Consider the following 15,739-nt stretch of genomic DNA (forward strand, 5'->3'; position numbering starts at 1 on the left):
TACTGGTATAAATTCATATAGGTAATGTAGGTTAAGTATTTGTTTTAAAAGGTTTGCAGTCCATTCGCGAACGCTAGTACCTCAGCATCCTTATGGTTTTCCCAAACGGGAAAGTCATTGATGGATATCAATTCTTCACCAATTGCTCCAGGCTCCATTACATTTGAGGAAGTGGAGCTTTCCAGTCGCTCGGAATCCCTAATCAAATATTCGGATACCAGGTCCGTTTCCTTTGCACAGGAACAAAATATTGTACCAATACCTAAGATCAAGACGAATTTTCGGAGCGATAAATCATTTTTCATGGGCTACTAGATGGTTAGAGGATACACGATTTTTTAGGTGCCTGAAAATTGGGTTATCCCATTAAGCACAATTCAAAATTATGTAATCTTTTTCTTACAATATAATATTTGTGGTGTAACCTTCTTTTCCTGTGGTGAACTGACCACAATAGCACTTTCACGTGAACCTAACACTCCCGGACTTGTCCTCTTTAAAACGATTCAAAACCTAAAGAGCCGCCTTGCGGCAGCTCTTTCTTTCATGGTATTCCGTAAAACCGAATACATCTTTTTTTATAAATTGAATGCCGATTTAATTTCCGCAACCCTATCCAATTTTTCCCAGGTAAATAGTTCCACTTCCTTTTCTACACGACCGTTATACGGAGATTCGAACACCTTAGTAATCGTTCTAGGTTCCTTACCCATGTGGCCATAAGCTGCGGTTTCCAAATAAATGGGATTTCTTAGCTTTAACCGCTCCTCAATGGCAAAAGGGCGCATATCGAATAATTGGGCTACTTTCTTTGCGATTTCCCCATCAGATGCATTTACCTTTGAAGTACCATAAGTATCTACAAAAATTGACGTGGGTTCTACCACCCCAATGGCATAACTAACCTGTACCAAGAGCTCATCGGCTACTCCTGCGGCCACCAAATTCTTTGCGGCGTGCCGGGCAGCATAGGCGGCACTACGGTCCACCTTGCTCGGGTCTTTTCCACTAAAGGCACCACCGCCATGGGCACCTTTACCACCGTAGGTATCCACGATGATCTTTCTTCCGGTCAACCCGGTATCGCCATGCGGACCCCCAATCACAAATTTTCCGGTTGGATTAATATGGTATTTAATCTGATCATCGAATAATTTCTGGGTGGTGGCCGGTAACTGCGACTTTACTTTGGGTATCAGAATCGAAATAATATCGGATTTTATCTTGGACAACATTTTCTCATCGTCCTTGTCAAAGGCATCGTGTTGGGTAGAAACGACAATAGTATCGATCCGCTGGGGAACGTTTTCATCGGAATATTCAATCGTCACCTGCGCTTTAGCATCGGGGCGCAAATAACTGACTTCCGTACCTTCCCGTCGCATTTCGGCCAATGTATGCAATATCTTATGGGATATATCCAAAGCCAATGGCATGTAGTTCTCCGTTTCCTTAGTGGCATACCCGAACATCATTCCCTGATCTCCGGCTCCTTGCTCCTCTTTGGAACCTCTATCCACCCCTTGATTGATATCCTGCGATTGCTCATGGATCAATGAAATGACACCACAAGAATCGCCACTGAACTGATACTCCCCTTTGGTATATCCAATTTTATTGATGACCTCACGGGCAATATTCTGTACGTCCAAATAGGTATCACTTTTCACCTCACCTGCCAGTACTACCTGGCCGGTGGTGACCAATGTTTCGCAAGCCACCTTACTTTCTGGGTCAAAGGCCAAAAAATGGTCCAATAGGGCATCACTGATTTGGTCGGCCACTTTGTCGGGGTGTCCTTCACTAACAGATTCTGATGTAAATAAATAAGCCATTACAATAGTTTTTATGGTAATGGATTTGACGAAATAGCAAGTGGTAGTTTACAGGTCTCGAAAGAGATTCCAACTGAATATTGGAATAAACTGCTTTAGCATTTTTAGCCGTGAAACTGGTCCAAAGCCCTGAGGTTGCAATCAGTCAAATCCTTCCTCTTTATTAATGCTGCAAAAGTATGAAAATTGTTTGTTTTTAAAACCAACATCCTGTTTTTATATCGATTTTGGGATAAGTTTATGAGCCCTTATTTAAACTGGTATTTCAGCCAGTATTTTTCATAATGCCTATTTTACTTTGTATATTGTGCGTTATTATTTCACGAAACTAACCATTAAACAAATTCAAAATGCATATTGCCGTAGCTGGAAATATTGGAGCAGGAAAAACTACCCTAACACGATTATTATCAAAACATTACAATTGGGAAGCGCATTTTGAGGATGTAGTGGAGAATCCATATCTCGATGATTTTTACAATCAAATGGAGCGTTGGAGCTTTAACCTCCAGATCTATTTCCTGAACAGTAGGTACCGCCAAATCCTGCAGATCAAAGAAAGTGGGAAAGACATTATTCAGGATCGCACAATTTATGAGGATGCCCATATTTTTGCACCCAACCTACACGCCATGGGCTTAATGACCAATCGTGATTTCCAAAACTACTCAAGCTTGTTCGATCTGATGGAAAGTCTGGTGGAGCCCCCGGATTTGTTGATCTATCTACGAAGTTCCATTCCAAATTTGGTAAAACAGATCCATAAACGGGGTCGCGAATATGAGAATACCATTTCAATCGATTATTTGAGCCGATTGAACGAACGGTACGAAGCGTGGGTACATGGCTATGCCAAAGGAAACCTGTTGGTGGTAGATGTGGACCAATTGGATTTTGTGGACAATCCGGAGGATTTAGGAAGTATCATCAACAAAATTGATGCGGAAATCAACGGGTTGTTTTAGGACGGACTTCCCAAAAAACGTATTCATTGAAAGATTTTGAAGAAAAAGTCACTCGCTTTCTCCAAGCTAAAAAACCCTTCTTTTTCGTAATCGACTTTTTAAAGTCGGACCCACAGGTGTACACTTTTGAAGAGGCGGCGGCGAATCGTATTTTTTTTGATATCAAGGGGATAACGAATGAAAATACCGTTAAAAAAATAATCCCTGAACCCTTACCGATAGCCTTAAAACCAAAACCGCTTTCTTTAGAGACCTATGAAAAAGCTTTCCGTAAGGTTAAAAACGAAATTTTTAGCGGGAATAGTTTTTTGCTTAATCTTACCTTTCCAACACCCCTTGAAACCTCGGTAGATTTAGAAACCATCTATCAGCAGGCATCGGCACCCTATAAACTATTATATAAGGACAAATTCGTCATTTTTTCTCCGGAATGTTACTTGAAATTCAAGGAGGGATACGTCTATTCCTACCCCATGAAAGGAACCATTAACAGTGCCATCCCCAACGCTAGGGAAAAGCTGTTGACCAACCAAAAAGAACTTCAGGAACACCATACCATAGTGGACCTCATCCGCAACGACCTCTCCATGATCGCCAACGAAGTGACGGTGACCAAATTCCGGTACATAGAGACCATTAAAAAAGGAGGACAGGAACTATTACAAACCAGTACAGAAATACGGGGAAAGCTTCCAGAAAACTGGAAACAGGATTTTTCCTCCTTATTATTGAAAACACTACCCGCCGGTTCGATCAGTGGGGCTCCCAAAAAGAAAACCTTGGACATCATTAGCGAGGTGGAATTATCGCCCCGCGGTTTTTATACGGGAATTTTTGGCGTTTTCGATGGCATGGATATCGATAGCGCAGTCAGTATCCGCTTTATTGAAAAACAGAAAAACACCCTGGTATACAAAAGCGGTGGAGGTATTACCCATTTAAGTACCTTGGAAGAAGAATATCAGGAACTTTTAGAAAAGATTTATGTACCCGTTGTTTGAAACCCTATGTATGGAGCAAGGACGTATCCAAAATGCGCAGTATCACGAATTGCGCTTTCAACACTCCTATTTCGAATATTTTGGTAAACCTCCTAGCTTCTCTCTTTTTCAAGGGATAGAATTATCAGACGTTGACCTTAGCCAAAAGCACAAGCTAAAAATCAGTTATAACGCATCAGGAACTTCCTGGACGATTACCGAGTATCGAAACAGCCTTCCAAAAAAACTACGATTAGTCTTCGACGACACTATCGCTTACGCTTTAAAATTTACGGATCGGGAAAAGTTGAACACCTTGTACCAACAAAAAAAAGATTGTGAGGATGTGTTGATTGTTAAAAACGGACTCATTACCGATGCCAGTTACGCCAATATTCTGTTCAGAAAAGGGGAAGAAATGGTAACTCCCCTTAAACCTTTATTACCAGGAACATGTCGTACACGACTGTTAGCTAGTCAAACTATCTTAGAAGAAGATGTTCATTACACCAATCTACCCGAGTTTACTAGCTTTCAACTAATCAATGCCATGAACGATTATAATCCGCAAGGCTGGGTCTCCATTGATAACATTCTCCCCTAAACTATTTAATGAAGCCATGCAGTTTTGCATGTTCAATGGCCTCAGAAGTTTTGTGGACCATCAGAAAGGGAATTTCCTTGAAATCAGCAAAAAGATTGGTAATTCTCTTCATTCTACTCGAATCATTGACGCTACGCAAATAAATCGCTTTGATGCGCCCCGGGAACTCCGCCGAAATTTCTTGGTAAATATCGCCGTCCCGTTCCCCGCTGTCACCGATCAGGATAAAAGGCAGTTTGGGATAGGCCTTCAACAAATTCCTAATCTCTCTTTGTTTCTGAGGTTTTTCATCGTTCCGCTTCCTCATTTTAAAACTGGACATACTCCTTAATAAGATAGGTCCTTTTGGAAAATTATTGGTCTTTAAAAACAACTCTAGATAACGGTAAAGGTTCCATGGACTATGGCTTACATAAAAAATAGGATTGGCTTCATCTTCCATTTTACCTTGATGTAATTTGTGATAAAAGTCCGAAGCACCTTCCAATTGCATCCGCTTCGTGGCGCGCTTGAACATGGTGTTCAATATCACTTTCCACTTTAAGGAAGAGACCACCCCCGTATGCAGAATGGTATCGTCAATATCACTGATGACCCCAAATTCGGCCTTTTCACTCGGTATCAGCATTTCTCCTGGGAATCGGTTTTGAAGTAAGATTTCCCGTTTCAAATTCATGTCCGAAAAAGAAAGCTCAAATTGCACCCAGCCTTCTTCGTTCACTAACTTATGCAGCCCTTGCACCGGTTGATCTAGCAAATAGTACCCCTCTGAATCGGTTTGACCGGAAACAAAACTTCCATCGTCGAATTTAATATTGATTCCTGCATTACGTATTTCATCCACTTCAAAACGTTTCCAGGTATTCTGCATTAAATTGAAAATCCCTTTTTTATCCAAATCGATATCCTCATCCTCCAAAGCCCTACCCCGTACGTACAAATGATTGGCAGACCCATAGGACTGAAAATTAATGATTTGTAGCTTATCCTTTTTAAAGATTCCCATGCACTAAAATTACGGCGTTTCGACTACCTACTAAATTTTTATTTCGATATAAAAACTAAGATAACAGTTTAATTTTTAACTGCCTTTGCCACAGCTTGCCGTTTTGCTCAGTCAAAGCACCTTCTCGCTCATTTCCCATTTTACATTACGGATACACAGACTAGCTTTAGTCAAACAAAAAAATTAACAACCCTACTCGTGAAACACACGTCTAAACTTTAAAAAAATGGAACTAAAAAAGAATCCTGAAAAAGATTTGAACCGTAAAAGTAACCTTTACTTTGTAGTGGGACTCCTACTCGTATTGACCCTGAGCTTTGTAGCTTTGGAATGGAAAAGTTATGATGTAAATTATGAGTTTGACATCAGTCTAAATCAAACTGATGAAAACATTGATGAAGAAGTACCTATATTCGAATTAGAAACAACACCTCCAGCTTCCAAGCCAATTATCCCAACTGAAATCGAAATCGCGGAAGATGAGGACCCTATAATAGAAACTACTATTGATGCGACAGAAACTACTCAAGAGACCGAAATCTTAGAGGCTGCCGATATAGAAGTAATGGAAGAACCCGATGAAGTTGAAGTGAATTGGATCACCATTGAAGAAGTGCCAATTTTCCCAGGATGTGAGAAGGAAAAGGATAAACGGGCCTGTTTCAATGAAATGATGCAAAAACATATCCAGAAAAATTTTCGATATCCAGAAATGGCTCAAGAATTAGGACTCGAAGGACGGGTAAACACTCAATTCATTATCAATAAAGATGGAAGCATAGGAACAATTAGAAAAAGAGGTCCACACGAATTGCTGGAAAAAGAGGCCGAAAGGATCCTTTCTAAATTACCTAAGATGACCCCGGGAAAGCAACGGGGAACGGCCGTCAAAGTTCCTTTCAGTATACCCATTACGTTTAAACTTCAATAGACCGCATAAAAAACCATCAGCTGTGCTGATGGTTTTACATATAACGCAATAATCTTAATTACTTGTTGATTTCCACTTTTTCAATGGTCACCTCGGTTTGAGTTCCCTTTTTCTCGACCGTTGCATTTTCAAAAGCCAGTAATTCCGCTTCAACTTCTGCCTTAGTTCCTGTATAAGTCACTTCTTCCGTAACGGATTCTCCATTGACCACCGTGCTGTAGGTTATTGTAGCTTCAGCTAAATCCGCACTTTCCACATCCAAATCGATAGAAATCTCCTTATCGGACGTCTCCACTGCCATGCCTTCCTCGGTATGTCCGCCTAAAATAGGGGCGATTACCAACCCGATCAAACAAGTAAGTTTGATCAAAATGTTCATGGACGGACCTGAGGTATCCTTAAATGGATCACCTACCGTATCTCCGGTAACGGCTGCTTTATGTGCTTCGGAACCTTTAAAGGTCATTTCGCCATTGATTTCTACCCCGGCCTCAAATGATTTCTTGGCATTATCCCAAGCGCCACCGGCATTGTTCTGGAAAATGGCCCAAAGTACCCCAGAAACGGTAACCCCGGCCATATAACCGCCTAACATTTCGGCAATTGCCAATTTGTTCATTCCAAAAAGCATCGGTACAAATGCGATGACCAGCGGAAAACCGATGGTTAACAATCCGGGCAACATCATTTCCTTCAAAGAAGCCTGCGTAGAAATAGCGACACATTTGTCATATTGCGGTTTGCCGGTACCTTCCATAATTCCAGGAATATCCCTAAACTGACGTCTTACCTCCTGTACCATCTCCATGGCCGCTTTACCAACTGCGTTCATGGCCAAGGCCGAAAATACGACCGGTACCATACCCCCAACGAACAACATCGCCAAAACAGGAGCTTTGAAAATATTGATACCGTCAATTCCCGTAAACGTTACATAGGCCGCGAACAAGGCCAAGGAAGTCAATGCTGCAGAGGCAATCGCAAAACCTTTACCGGTGGCCGCAGTGGTGTTCCCGACAGAGTCCAAAATATCGGTACGTTCCCGTACAATAGGTTCTTGCTCACTCATTTCAGCAATACCACCGGCATTGTCAGAAATTGGTCCGAAGGCATCGATGGCCAATTGCATCGCTGTGGTCGCCATCATCGCCGAGGCCGCCAAAGCCACCCCGTAGAAACCGGCAAAAGCATAGGATGCCCAAATAGCACCTGCGAACAATAGCACGGATGGAAAGGTAGAGATCATCCCCGTTGCCAAACCGGCAATGATATTGGTACCTGCACCAGTTGAAGATTGTTGTACAATCTTTAAAATGGGGGCTTTCCCTAATCCTGTATAATATTCCGTAACGGATGAAATCACCGCACCTACGACCAATCCGACCAATGTGGCATAAAATACCCGCATAGAGGAAATTTCCTGTAAACCTTCACCAAAGAACTCCATTTGCATGGTTTCGGGAAGCATCCAGATTACTAAACCAAAACAGGATACCGCTACCAACACGATGGAAGTCCAGTTTCCTATATTCAAAGCGCCCATTACTTGAGCCTCCTTGGCATCATTACTTTTTATTTTCACCAACATCGTACCGATGATGGAAATGATAATTCCCGCCCCGGCAATGGCCATAGGTAACAAGATGGGCCCGATACCTCCAAAAGCATCAGTAATACTACCGCCCATATCCTTAATGACATAATTACCCAATACCATAGCCGCCAATACCGTTGCTACGTAGGAACCGAACAAATCGGCACCCATACCGGCAACGTCACCTACGTTATCCCCCACGTTATCCGCAATCGTTGCCGGATTACGGGGATCATCCTCTGGAATACCCGCCTCAACCTTACCTACTAAATCCGCGCCCACATCGGCCGCCTTGGTATAGATACCACCCCCGACCCTTGCGAACAAGGCAATGGATTCAGCCCCCAACGAAAAACCGGCAAGGGTTTCCAATACCACGGTCATATCCATAGTAGAGGTCCAAACACCTCCCATAAAGAACTGGAAAAAAGCGATAAAGAATATAGTAAGACCCAAAACGGCCAAACCGGCAACACCCAAACCCATTACCGTTCCACCGCCAAAAGATATCTTAAGGGCGTTCGGTAAGCTTGTCTTTGCTGCCTGCGTTGTTCTTACATTTGTTTTTGTTGCTATCTTCATTCCTATATTTCCTGCGAAAGCAGAAAAGAAAGCTCCAAAAATAAACGACACTACAATTAGCCAATGTGTCGTAGGAACCACGAAAGAAACAATAGCCAGCAAAACACTCACCACGACCACGAAAATGGTCAATAACTTATATTCCGCACTTAAGAATGCCAAGGCACCTTCATAAATGTAATCTGAAATTTCTTTCATTTTACCGTCCCCAGCGTGCTGTTTCATTACCCAAGAACGCTTGATGCCCATATAAATAAGGCCTAAAATCGCCATTACTATTGGCATATAAATCATTAGTGACTCCATGTAATCTATTGTTTGTTAATTAATATTTAAGCCCGGCTAAAGTAGTAAATTAGAATAGAATAAAAAAAGCCACTTTTTGCAGAAAAAAGTGGCTATAAATTCCTTAAATATTGACTATATCATAAAAGTGCGCTTTTCCTTATGCTCACTTTCATCATATCTCTTTACACATTCATTATAGATTTCTACTGCTTTGTTCGCATCACTCCAACCGCCCGTATCCACTTTTTTCTCTTCTAAATCTTTATACACTTGAAAAAAGTGTTCGATTTCCTTTAAACGGTGTGGATTCAAATCACTGATATCCCTATTCTTGCTCCAAATTGGGTCGGACACGGGAACACATATAATTTTCTCATCCGGACCTTTTTCATCGGTCATGTGGAAAACCCCAATAGGTCTCACCTCCATAACGGTCATGGGATAGGTAGGTTCTGTACCCAATACCAAAACGTCCAAGGGATCCTTGTCCAAAGCCAACGTTTCTGGAATGAATCCGTAATCACCAGGATACATCATGGAAGAAAAAAGCATACGATCAAAGCGTATTTTATGTAAGGTAAAATCGTATTCGTATTTGTTCCTACTCCCTTTTGGGATTTCTATTAATACATCAAAGGTCAGTCCTTTTGACTCAGCCATATCTTAATTATTTAGTTTATAGTTTTTTTATGGAACGATTCTTCCTTTTAATAATTGTAAAATTTAGTTGAATTAAAACACAAATCCAAAAGTTCCGGTAATTCCAAAGGGCCTAGCTTCAGGATTATCCAAATAATTACCCCTAAAATTAAAGTCTAACCTAAAGACTTTAAAGATATTACCGATTCCGAACGAATATTCGTAATATATTTTTTCCGAAGGAGCCCTCAAAGGCGTATTTAAAGTCGCTGGGGCACTTAGAGCTTTATTCGCATCGGACAAATCTCCCCAAACTCCCCTGATTGCGACGATTTCCCTCAAATTATATTTTCTTAGAAACGGTATCCTCGAAAAAAAACGCCCGTTGAAATTATGCTGCAAATGAACCGATGCGTAGGTATCGGTCACAAACTCATAGAAATCTAAATTAGGGAAGGTTCCATAGTTAGAAAAGAACGTTTGGTTTCCAGGCACTACGCTCAAAAGCCCCAACGGAATTTCACCAAAGGTTTTCCCCAATTCAACCGTACTCAACAATCTACCAAAACCTCCCAATTGCCAGGGTTGACTATATGAAAATTGGATTTTACTGTAATCAAAATCGCTATCAAAAACCCCTTTCGAACCTTTCGTAAAGTTCAACAATAACGTACTATACGTATCATTGACATCGCGTCTTTCGACGCCGTACCCAATCGTCTTCTTACCCGGTGTAAACAAAATGAGTGTATTAAAGTCAAATTGACGTATTTCCGACGATACGCCAGTAGGAGATTCTGGATCTACATAATCCAAACTAAAATCGTTCGGCAATGCAGAGCTTAACGTTCTAAAAGTGCCACCAACGGAGACCTTAAAATTGGGTAGTGGTTCAATTTCAAAATTGAGGGCACTCAGGTTAATATTCGTCAATCGGTTATTGGCCCCTACCGTTAATAAAGAAGATGATGCGATACTTCTCCCTAGAACATCATTGGTCGCCGTTAGACTTACCCCTAATTGCTCAATATCCCTACGGTTACCCCCAGAAACTATGAGGCGACTATTTCTATCCAACAGAAGTTTACCCGCTAAACCATGTTTGAATTTATGATCTTTAAATCCATAAGCGGTATATCCTTCTATGCGCCAGGGGTCGTTCTGACCAAAATAGGTTCTGGCCCCTATGCGAACCCGAGGCCCTTCGGCGTTATTATATCCGAAGAAATCATAAACGGAACCTAGGTCTAAATTCCATTTATCCACCTCAACATACCCAGAACCCAAGATACTTACAAAGTTATAGTAGGTTTTAAATTTGGGGACTGTTTTAAGGGTGTCCAATAAGGTGTAAATTCCCTTTTCATCCTTATTAAGAGATTCCAATCTATTTTTTTCCCAAAAATCATCATCCTTAATAATTTCGGTCACGTCTAGAGGATTGCGATCTTTACGATACACCTCCCTTGATCTTGGAATATCGAACACATAATTATCATAGACCGTTGTGCGTTTACCATACAACCCTTTAGATTCCTCTTTTTTGTTGAAACTGAAATCGCTTAGCATATAATCACGCTTCAATAAAAAAACGGAATCACTGACCACTTCAAAATCCTGTTCAATATATATTTCCTTGACCCAGTTGATATTAGCACTCTTGGTAACCTGTAGATTGATGTTTTTAATGGCCCAGGTTGAATCGTTTACCCAAAAATCACCCTTAAAGGTCAGCTCATTTTTTCGTCGTGGATAATACACAATATTGTAGCACCATTTATTATCTATAAAAGCACTGTCACGCAATGCGTAGTTATAAGTATCAATACCAGTTCTTGATAACGGACTCGTAAAACTTTTGTCAAAAAACTTCAGGTAATTGTTATACACATCATATTCTTGATAGAGATCCTTCACAAAGGCAATAATGGCTTGGTTATTTTCAAAACCTGAGTTTTTGTTTCCCAAGACATCCTCTTTCTCCTCGTTAATCGTATTATCGCCGTATACTTTTGAAAAGGTCTCGTTTAAAAATATGGGCAAGTAGGTTTTCCCCGTAATCCTGGACGTGTCTAAATCCTGAAAAACAAATTCCAAGCCGTTAAACAGTTTACTATGGATCATCGCACTATCGATGGTATTGAGATCGAACTCAACCTTCTCATATTTATCGAAAGCATATTGATTGAATTGCCTGACCCCATTCTGTCGCTTCTTTGCCCAAATTTTTCGAAGAATATCAACGGCCGGATTATTTTTTTTGGACTGCTTCCCCGAAATAAGAACAACTTCGTTCAATTGCTCCGCTGCTTCTACCAGCGTAATTTTAAGCTCATAGGTCACCTTAGAGGTAAGTTCCAATTCAAATTCTGTATACCCGATAAAGGAAACTACCAAAGTAGAATAGTTATTCTCAGATTCTAAATAGAATCGACCATCATCATTAGTAATAGTACCTTCAGTAGAATTTTTAAAAAACACATTGGCGAAGGAAACCGGTTCACCCTGCTCATCAACAACCATACCCCCAACCTTGGTTTGGGCATGCACCATGAAAAAACCTAAGCTTAGTATCGTAAAGAATATTTTTCTCATTAAGGTTGTTGGTTCGTGGACATCGATCAGCAAATAGCATACCAATAAAAAAGCTTCTCCCGATGTTATCGGAGAAGCTAAGATACTTTACAAAACCGTATTCTATTTATATAAAACTTTTTTAACAGCCTTAATTACATCTTCATAATTGGGCAACCACTCTTCAAGTAATACCGGTGAGTATGGCGCAGGTGTATCAGCAGTGTTGATTTTTACAATAGGAGCATCTAAATAATCGAATGCATGTGCCTGAACGTGGTATGTTATTTCGGTAGCAACATTACCAAATGGCCAAGCTTCTTCCAGAACTACGAGTCTATTGGTCTTTTTCACAGATTTAAGAATTGCTTCATAATCCATTGGTTTCACTGTACGTAAATCAATGATTTCACAGCTAATACCTTCTTTTGCCAATTCATCGGCAGCTTTATCAGCTTCTTTAATAATCTTACCAAATGAAACAATGGTCACATCTTTTCCTTCTCTTCGGATATCGGCAACTCCTAATGGAATGGTATATTCCCCTTCCGGTACTTCGCCCTTGTCACCGTACATTTGTTCGGACTCCATAAAAATTACAGGGTCATTATCACGGATGGCCGCTTTTAACAATCCCTTCGCATCAGCTGGGTTCGAAGGCACAACCACTTTTAGACCCGGACAGTTGGCGTACCAACTTTCAAAAGCCTGTGAATGCGTAGCCGCCAATTGGCCGGCCGAAGCTGTCGGCCCCCTGAACACTATTGGACAAGGAAATTGCCCACCAGACATCTGTCTGATTTTGGCTGCGTTATTTATAATTTGATCAATACCCACCAACGCAAAGTTGAAGGTCATGAATTCAATAATCGGTCGATTTCCTGTCATGGTAGAGCCAACGCCTATACCTGCAAAACCAAGTTCTGAAATTGGCGTATCAATAACCCGCTTTGGGCCAAACTCATCCAACATCCCCTTTGAAGCTTTATAGGCTCCATTATATTCCGCTACCTCTTCACCCATTAAATAAATGGACTCGTCCTTTCTCATTTCTTCGGACATTGCCTCACAAATCGCTTCTCTAAATTGTATCGTTTTCATCTATGGAAAATATTATTCTAAGTTCTATGCTAGAAAGCAAGCAAAAATAGCAAATTATATATCAATAGAAAGGATGCCCGATTCAAAAAAAGTTATAAAATTTACTATGCATGCATAGTAAATTTAGATTTAAATCGCTATCTTCGTAGCCATTGATTTAAAGTTTTTAGACATGAAGATATTAGTTTGCATAAGTAATGTGCCCGATACCACCTCCAAAATAAATTTTACGGACGGGGATACTAAATTCGACACCAATGGCGTACAATTCGTCATCAATCCTAATGATGAATTTGGATTGACGAGAGCCATGTGGTTCAAAGAAAAACAAGGAGCTACCGTTCACATCGCCACTGTTGGTCGACCGACGGTCGAACCAACCATGCGTAAAGCACTTGCCATTGGTGCAGATGAAGCCTTTCGCGTAAATGCCGAACCCACTGACGGCTTTTTTGTTGCGCAACAATTGGCAGAAGTGGTTAAAAACGGTGGTTATGATTTGGTAATCGGCGGTAGGGAGTCCATAGATTACAATGGTGGAATGGTTCCAGGTATATTAGCATCTTTGACCGATATGAACTTCATCAACACCTGCATTAATCTAGAAATCGATGGGGATAATGTTACCGCTATGCGAGAAATTGACGGCGGCAAAGAAAAGTTGAGCAGCTCTCTCCCCCTCGTAGTTGGCGGACAAAAAGGCTTGGTAGAGGAAAGTGACCTTCGCATTCCTAATATGCGAGGCATTATGATGGCACGACAAAAAAAATTGAACGTGCTTGAACCTGTAAATGCTTTGACCGCTACCGAAGATAAAAAATTCGACAAACCAGCCCCTAAGGGACAGGTAAAACTTGCCGATACCGTAGACCAACTCGTTGACCTATTACATAACGAGGCAAAAGTCATATAAAGAATCCCAAATCTGGGTAAACCTAAATAACAAAGAACATGTCAGTTTTAGTATATACAGAATCAGAAAAAGGAAAATTCAAAAAAAATGCATTTGAGGTTGCTTCCTATGCCACTGCAGTTGCGAAAATGATGGATACTACCGTCACCGCAATTACGTTTAATAGCGATGAAAACGAGTTGTTGGGAAATTACGGGGTATCGAAAGTAATGCACATAAAAAACGATTCTTTAGCCACCTTCAATGCCCGTACCTATGCCGAATCCATTGCCCAAGCCGTAAAGAGTCTAGATATCAAGGTCATCATTCTGAGTTCCAGTACTGACACAAAATACCTTGCGCCATTATTGGCGGCCTCTTTAAAGGCCGGGTACGTTCCTAACGTAGTCAAAGCTCCAGAAAGCACCGATCCTTTTATGGTCAAACGAACCGCCTTCAGCAATAAAGGGTTTGCGCATACACAGATCGAAACCGATATTAAAATTATAGGAGTCTCCAATAATGCCTTTGGGGTCCATGAAAACAAAACCGATGTCTCTTTGGAAGAATTTGCTGTTTCATTGGATGATATTACCAGAGGTACCAAATCCGTAGAAATAGATAAGGTCGTGGGTAAAGCAACCATTGCCGATGCCGATATTGTAGTTTCTGCCGGAAGAGGCTTAAAAGGACCCGAGAACTGGGGCATGATCGAAGAGCTCGCCGATGTTTTAGGTGCGGCCACTGCATGTTCCAAACCCGTTTCAGATTTAGGTTGGAGACCACATGGCGAGCATGTCGGTCAAACCGGAAAACCAGTTGCCAGCAACCTCTATATAGCCATAGGCATCTCTGGCGCCATTCAACATTTGGCAGGTGTGAGTGCCTCAAAAACAAAAGTAGTCATCAACAATGACCCTGAAGCACCATTTTTCAAGGCTGCGGATTACGGAATTGTGGGCGACGCCTTTGAAGTAGTTCCCCAACTGATTGAAAAATTAAAAGCCTTTAAAGCCCAAAACGGGTAAATTTTTGTTATTTTGTGCCCCCTAAAGGGCCGTTCAAATAATTGGCCCCCCAAGTATTTGAACGGCTTTTTTTAGTTAAAAATATATGAGTCTAGTACGATTAAAAATAAAAGGTATTTCCTACAGCCAAACGCAGAACGGTGCCTATGCACTTATTTTGAACGAAGTTGAGGGCGATAGAAAATTACCAATTGTCATCGGTGCTTTTGAAGCGCAATCCATCGCAATTGCCTTGGAAAAGGAGATAAAGCCACCACGCCCGTTGACCCATGATCTTTTTAAAAACTTCTCTGATCGTTTCGACATCGTGATCAAGCAAGTGATCATCCATAAATTGGTAGATGGCGTTTTTTATTCCAGCATCATTTGTGAACGGGACGGAATCGAAGAAATAATAGACGCACGCACAAGCGATGCCATTGCATTGGCACTACGCTTTAATGCGCCCATCTTCACCTATAAGACCATTTTGGACAAAGCCGGAATTTTCTTAAAATTCTCAGCCAAGGATAAAGAGAAAAAAGATACCGACAGTATTATGGTAGATGAAATCCTACAAGAAGGGGAAACTGTAGAAATTGAATCTGGAGCATCTGATGGCTATACCGAACTCACAATAGAAGAACTGGAGGAAGAGCTGAAGAAAGCGGTCACGAGCGAAGACTATGAGAAAGCTGCAAAGCTCAGGGATGAAATTTCCAAACGCAATTAATATTAAGA

Annotated in this window: 14 protein-coding genes; 7 read left to right on the forward strand and 7 right to left on the reverse strand. The window is 41.1% G+C overall.

What is annotated here, in order from left to right:
* Positions 1-44 precede the first annotated feature (44 nt).
* Both ACNR9Q_RS17375 and metK read right to left on the reverse strand, forming a co-directional pair.
* Positions 45-305, reverse strand: a complete 261-nt coding sequence (locus tag ACNR9Q_RS17375; RefSeq protein ID WP_419212487.1) for a hypothetical protein — start codon at positions 303-305, stop codon at positions 45-47.
* A 273-nt stretch (positions 306-578) separates the two neighbouring features.
* Positions 579-1,835, reverse strand: coding sequence for a methionine adenosyltransferase (gene metK / locus ACNR9Q_RS17380; protein WP_419212488.1), 1,257 nt, complete (start codon positions 1,833-1,835; stop codon positions 579-581).
* A 350-nt stretch (positions 1,836-2,185) separates the two neighbouring features.
* Here metK and ACNR9Q_RS17385 point away from each other — a divergent pair, with 350 nt between their 5' ends.
* From ACNR9Q_RS17385 to ACNR9Q_RS17395, 3 genes are read left to right on the forward strand one after another with little or no spacing between them, the layout of a single operon-like run.
* Positions 2,186-2,800: a deoxynucleoside kinase gene (locus ACNR9Q_RS17385; RefSeq protein ID WP_419212489.1), complete on the forward strand. Its 615-nt coding sequence runs from the start codon at positions 2,186-2,188 to the stop codon at positions 2,798-2,800.
* Between the two features lie 26 nt (positions 2,801-2,826).
* Positions 2,827-3,801 (forward strand): aminodeoxychorismate synthase component I, encoded by a 975-nt coding sequence (locus ACNR9Q_RS17390; protein ID WP_419212490.1) that lies wholly within the window; start codon positions 2,827-2,829, stop codon positions 3,799-3,801.
* A gap of 10 nt (positions 3,802-3,811) precedes the next feature.
* Entirely contained in the window at positions 3,812-4,384 is a 573-nt protein-coding gene (locus ACNR9Q_RS17395) for an aminotransferase class IV (protein ID WP_419212491.1), read from the forward strand.
* 1 nt (position 4,385) lies between these two features.
* Here ACNR9Q_RS17395 and ACNR9Q_RS17400 read toward each other — a convergent pair whose 3' ends face one another.
* Positions 4,386-5,390 carry an App1 family protein gene (locus ACNR9Q_RS17400; protein WP_419212492.1) on the reverse strand — a complete coding sequence of 335 codons (1,005 nt, stop codon included), beginning with the start codon at positions 5,388-5,390 and terminating at the stop codon, positions 4,386-4,388.
* 226 nt (positions 5,391-5,616) lie between these two features.
* Between ACNR9Q_RS17400 and ACNR9Q_RS17405 the strand changes: the two genes are divergently transcribed.
* Positions 5,617-6,321: an energy transducer TonB gene (locus ACNR9Q_RS17405; protein WP_419212493.1), complete on the forward strand. Its 705-nt coding sequence runs from the start codon at positions 5,617-5,619 to the stop codon at positions 6,319-6,321.
* A gap of 58 nt (positions 6,322-6,379) precedes the next feature.
* Here the strand turns inward: ACNR9Q_RS17405 and ACNR9Q_RS17410 are convergent, their stop codons facing one another.
* The 4 genes from ACNR9Q_RS17410 to ACNR9Q_RS17425 all read right to left on the reverse strand — a co-directional run bounded on the left by ACNR9Q_RS17410 (position 6,380) and on the right by ACNR9Q_RS17425 (position 13,099).
* Positions 6,380-8,803: a sodium-translocating pyrophosphatase gene (locus ACNR9Q_RS17410; RefSeq protein WP_419212494.1), complete on the reverse strand. Its 2,424-nt coding sequence runs from the start codon at positions 8,801-8,803 to the stop codon at positions 6,380-6,382.
* A 114-nt stretch (positions 8,804-8,917) separates the two neighbouring features.
* Positions 8,918-9,445, reverse strand: a complete 528-nt coding sequence (locus tag ACNR9Q_RS17415; protein ID WP_419212495.1) for an inorganic diphosphatase — start codon at positions 9,443-9,445, stop codon at positions 8,918-8,920.
* Between the two features lie 72 nt (positions 9,446-9,517).
* Complete coding sequence (locus ACNR9Q_RS17420) at positions 9,518-12,019, reverse strand: DUF5686 family protein (protein ID WP_419212496.1); 2,502 nt, start codon at positions 12,017-12,019, stop codon at positions 9,518-9,520.
* A gap of 102 nt (positions 12,020-12,121) precedes the next feature.
* Positions 12,122-13,099 (reverse strand): pyruvate dehydrogenase complex E1 component subunit beta, encoded by a 978-nt coding sequence (locus tag ACNR9Q_RS17425; protein WP_419212497.1) that lies wholly within the window; start codon positions 13,097-13,099, stop codon positions 12,122-12,124.
* Positions 13,100-13,271: 172 nt separating this feature from the next.
* Here ACNR9Q_RS17425 and ACNR9Q_RS17430 point away from each other — a divergent pair, with 172 nt between their 5' ends.
* The 3 genes from ACNR9Q_RS17430 (at position 13,272) to ACNR9Q_RS17440 (ending at position 15,731) form a co-directional block, all read left to right on the forward strand.
* The gene (locus ACNR9Q_RS17430; protein WP_419212498.1) at positions 13,272-14,012 is read left to right on the forward strand and encodes an electron transfer flavoprotein subunit beta/FixA family protein; all 741 of its coding nucleotides are present in this window, start codon (positions 13,272-13,274) and stop codon (positions 14,010-14,012) included.
* 38 nt (positions 14,013-14,050) lie between these two features.
* Positions 14,051-15,019, forward strand: coding sequence for an electron transfer flavoprotein subunit alpha/FixB family protein (locus tag ACNR9Q_RS17435; protein ID WP_419212499.1), 969 nt, complete (start codon positions 14,051-14,053; stop codon positions 15,017-15,019).
* A gap of 85 nt (positions 15,020-15,104) precedes the next feature.
* On the forward strand, positions 15,105-15,731 hold the full coding sequence (locus tag ACNR9Q_RS17440) for a bifunctional nuclease domain-containing protein (RefSeq protein WP_419212500.1): 627 nt from the start codon (positions 15,105-15,107) through the stop codon (positions 15,729-15,731).
* Positions 15,732-15,739 lie beyond the last annotated feature (8 nt).

Source organism: Maribacter sp. X9 (assembly GCF_048537565.1).
Lineage (GTDB): Bacteria > Bacteroidota > Bacteroidia > Flavobacteriales > Flavobacteriaceae > Maribacter.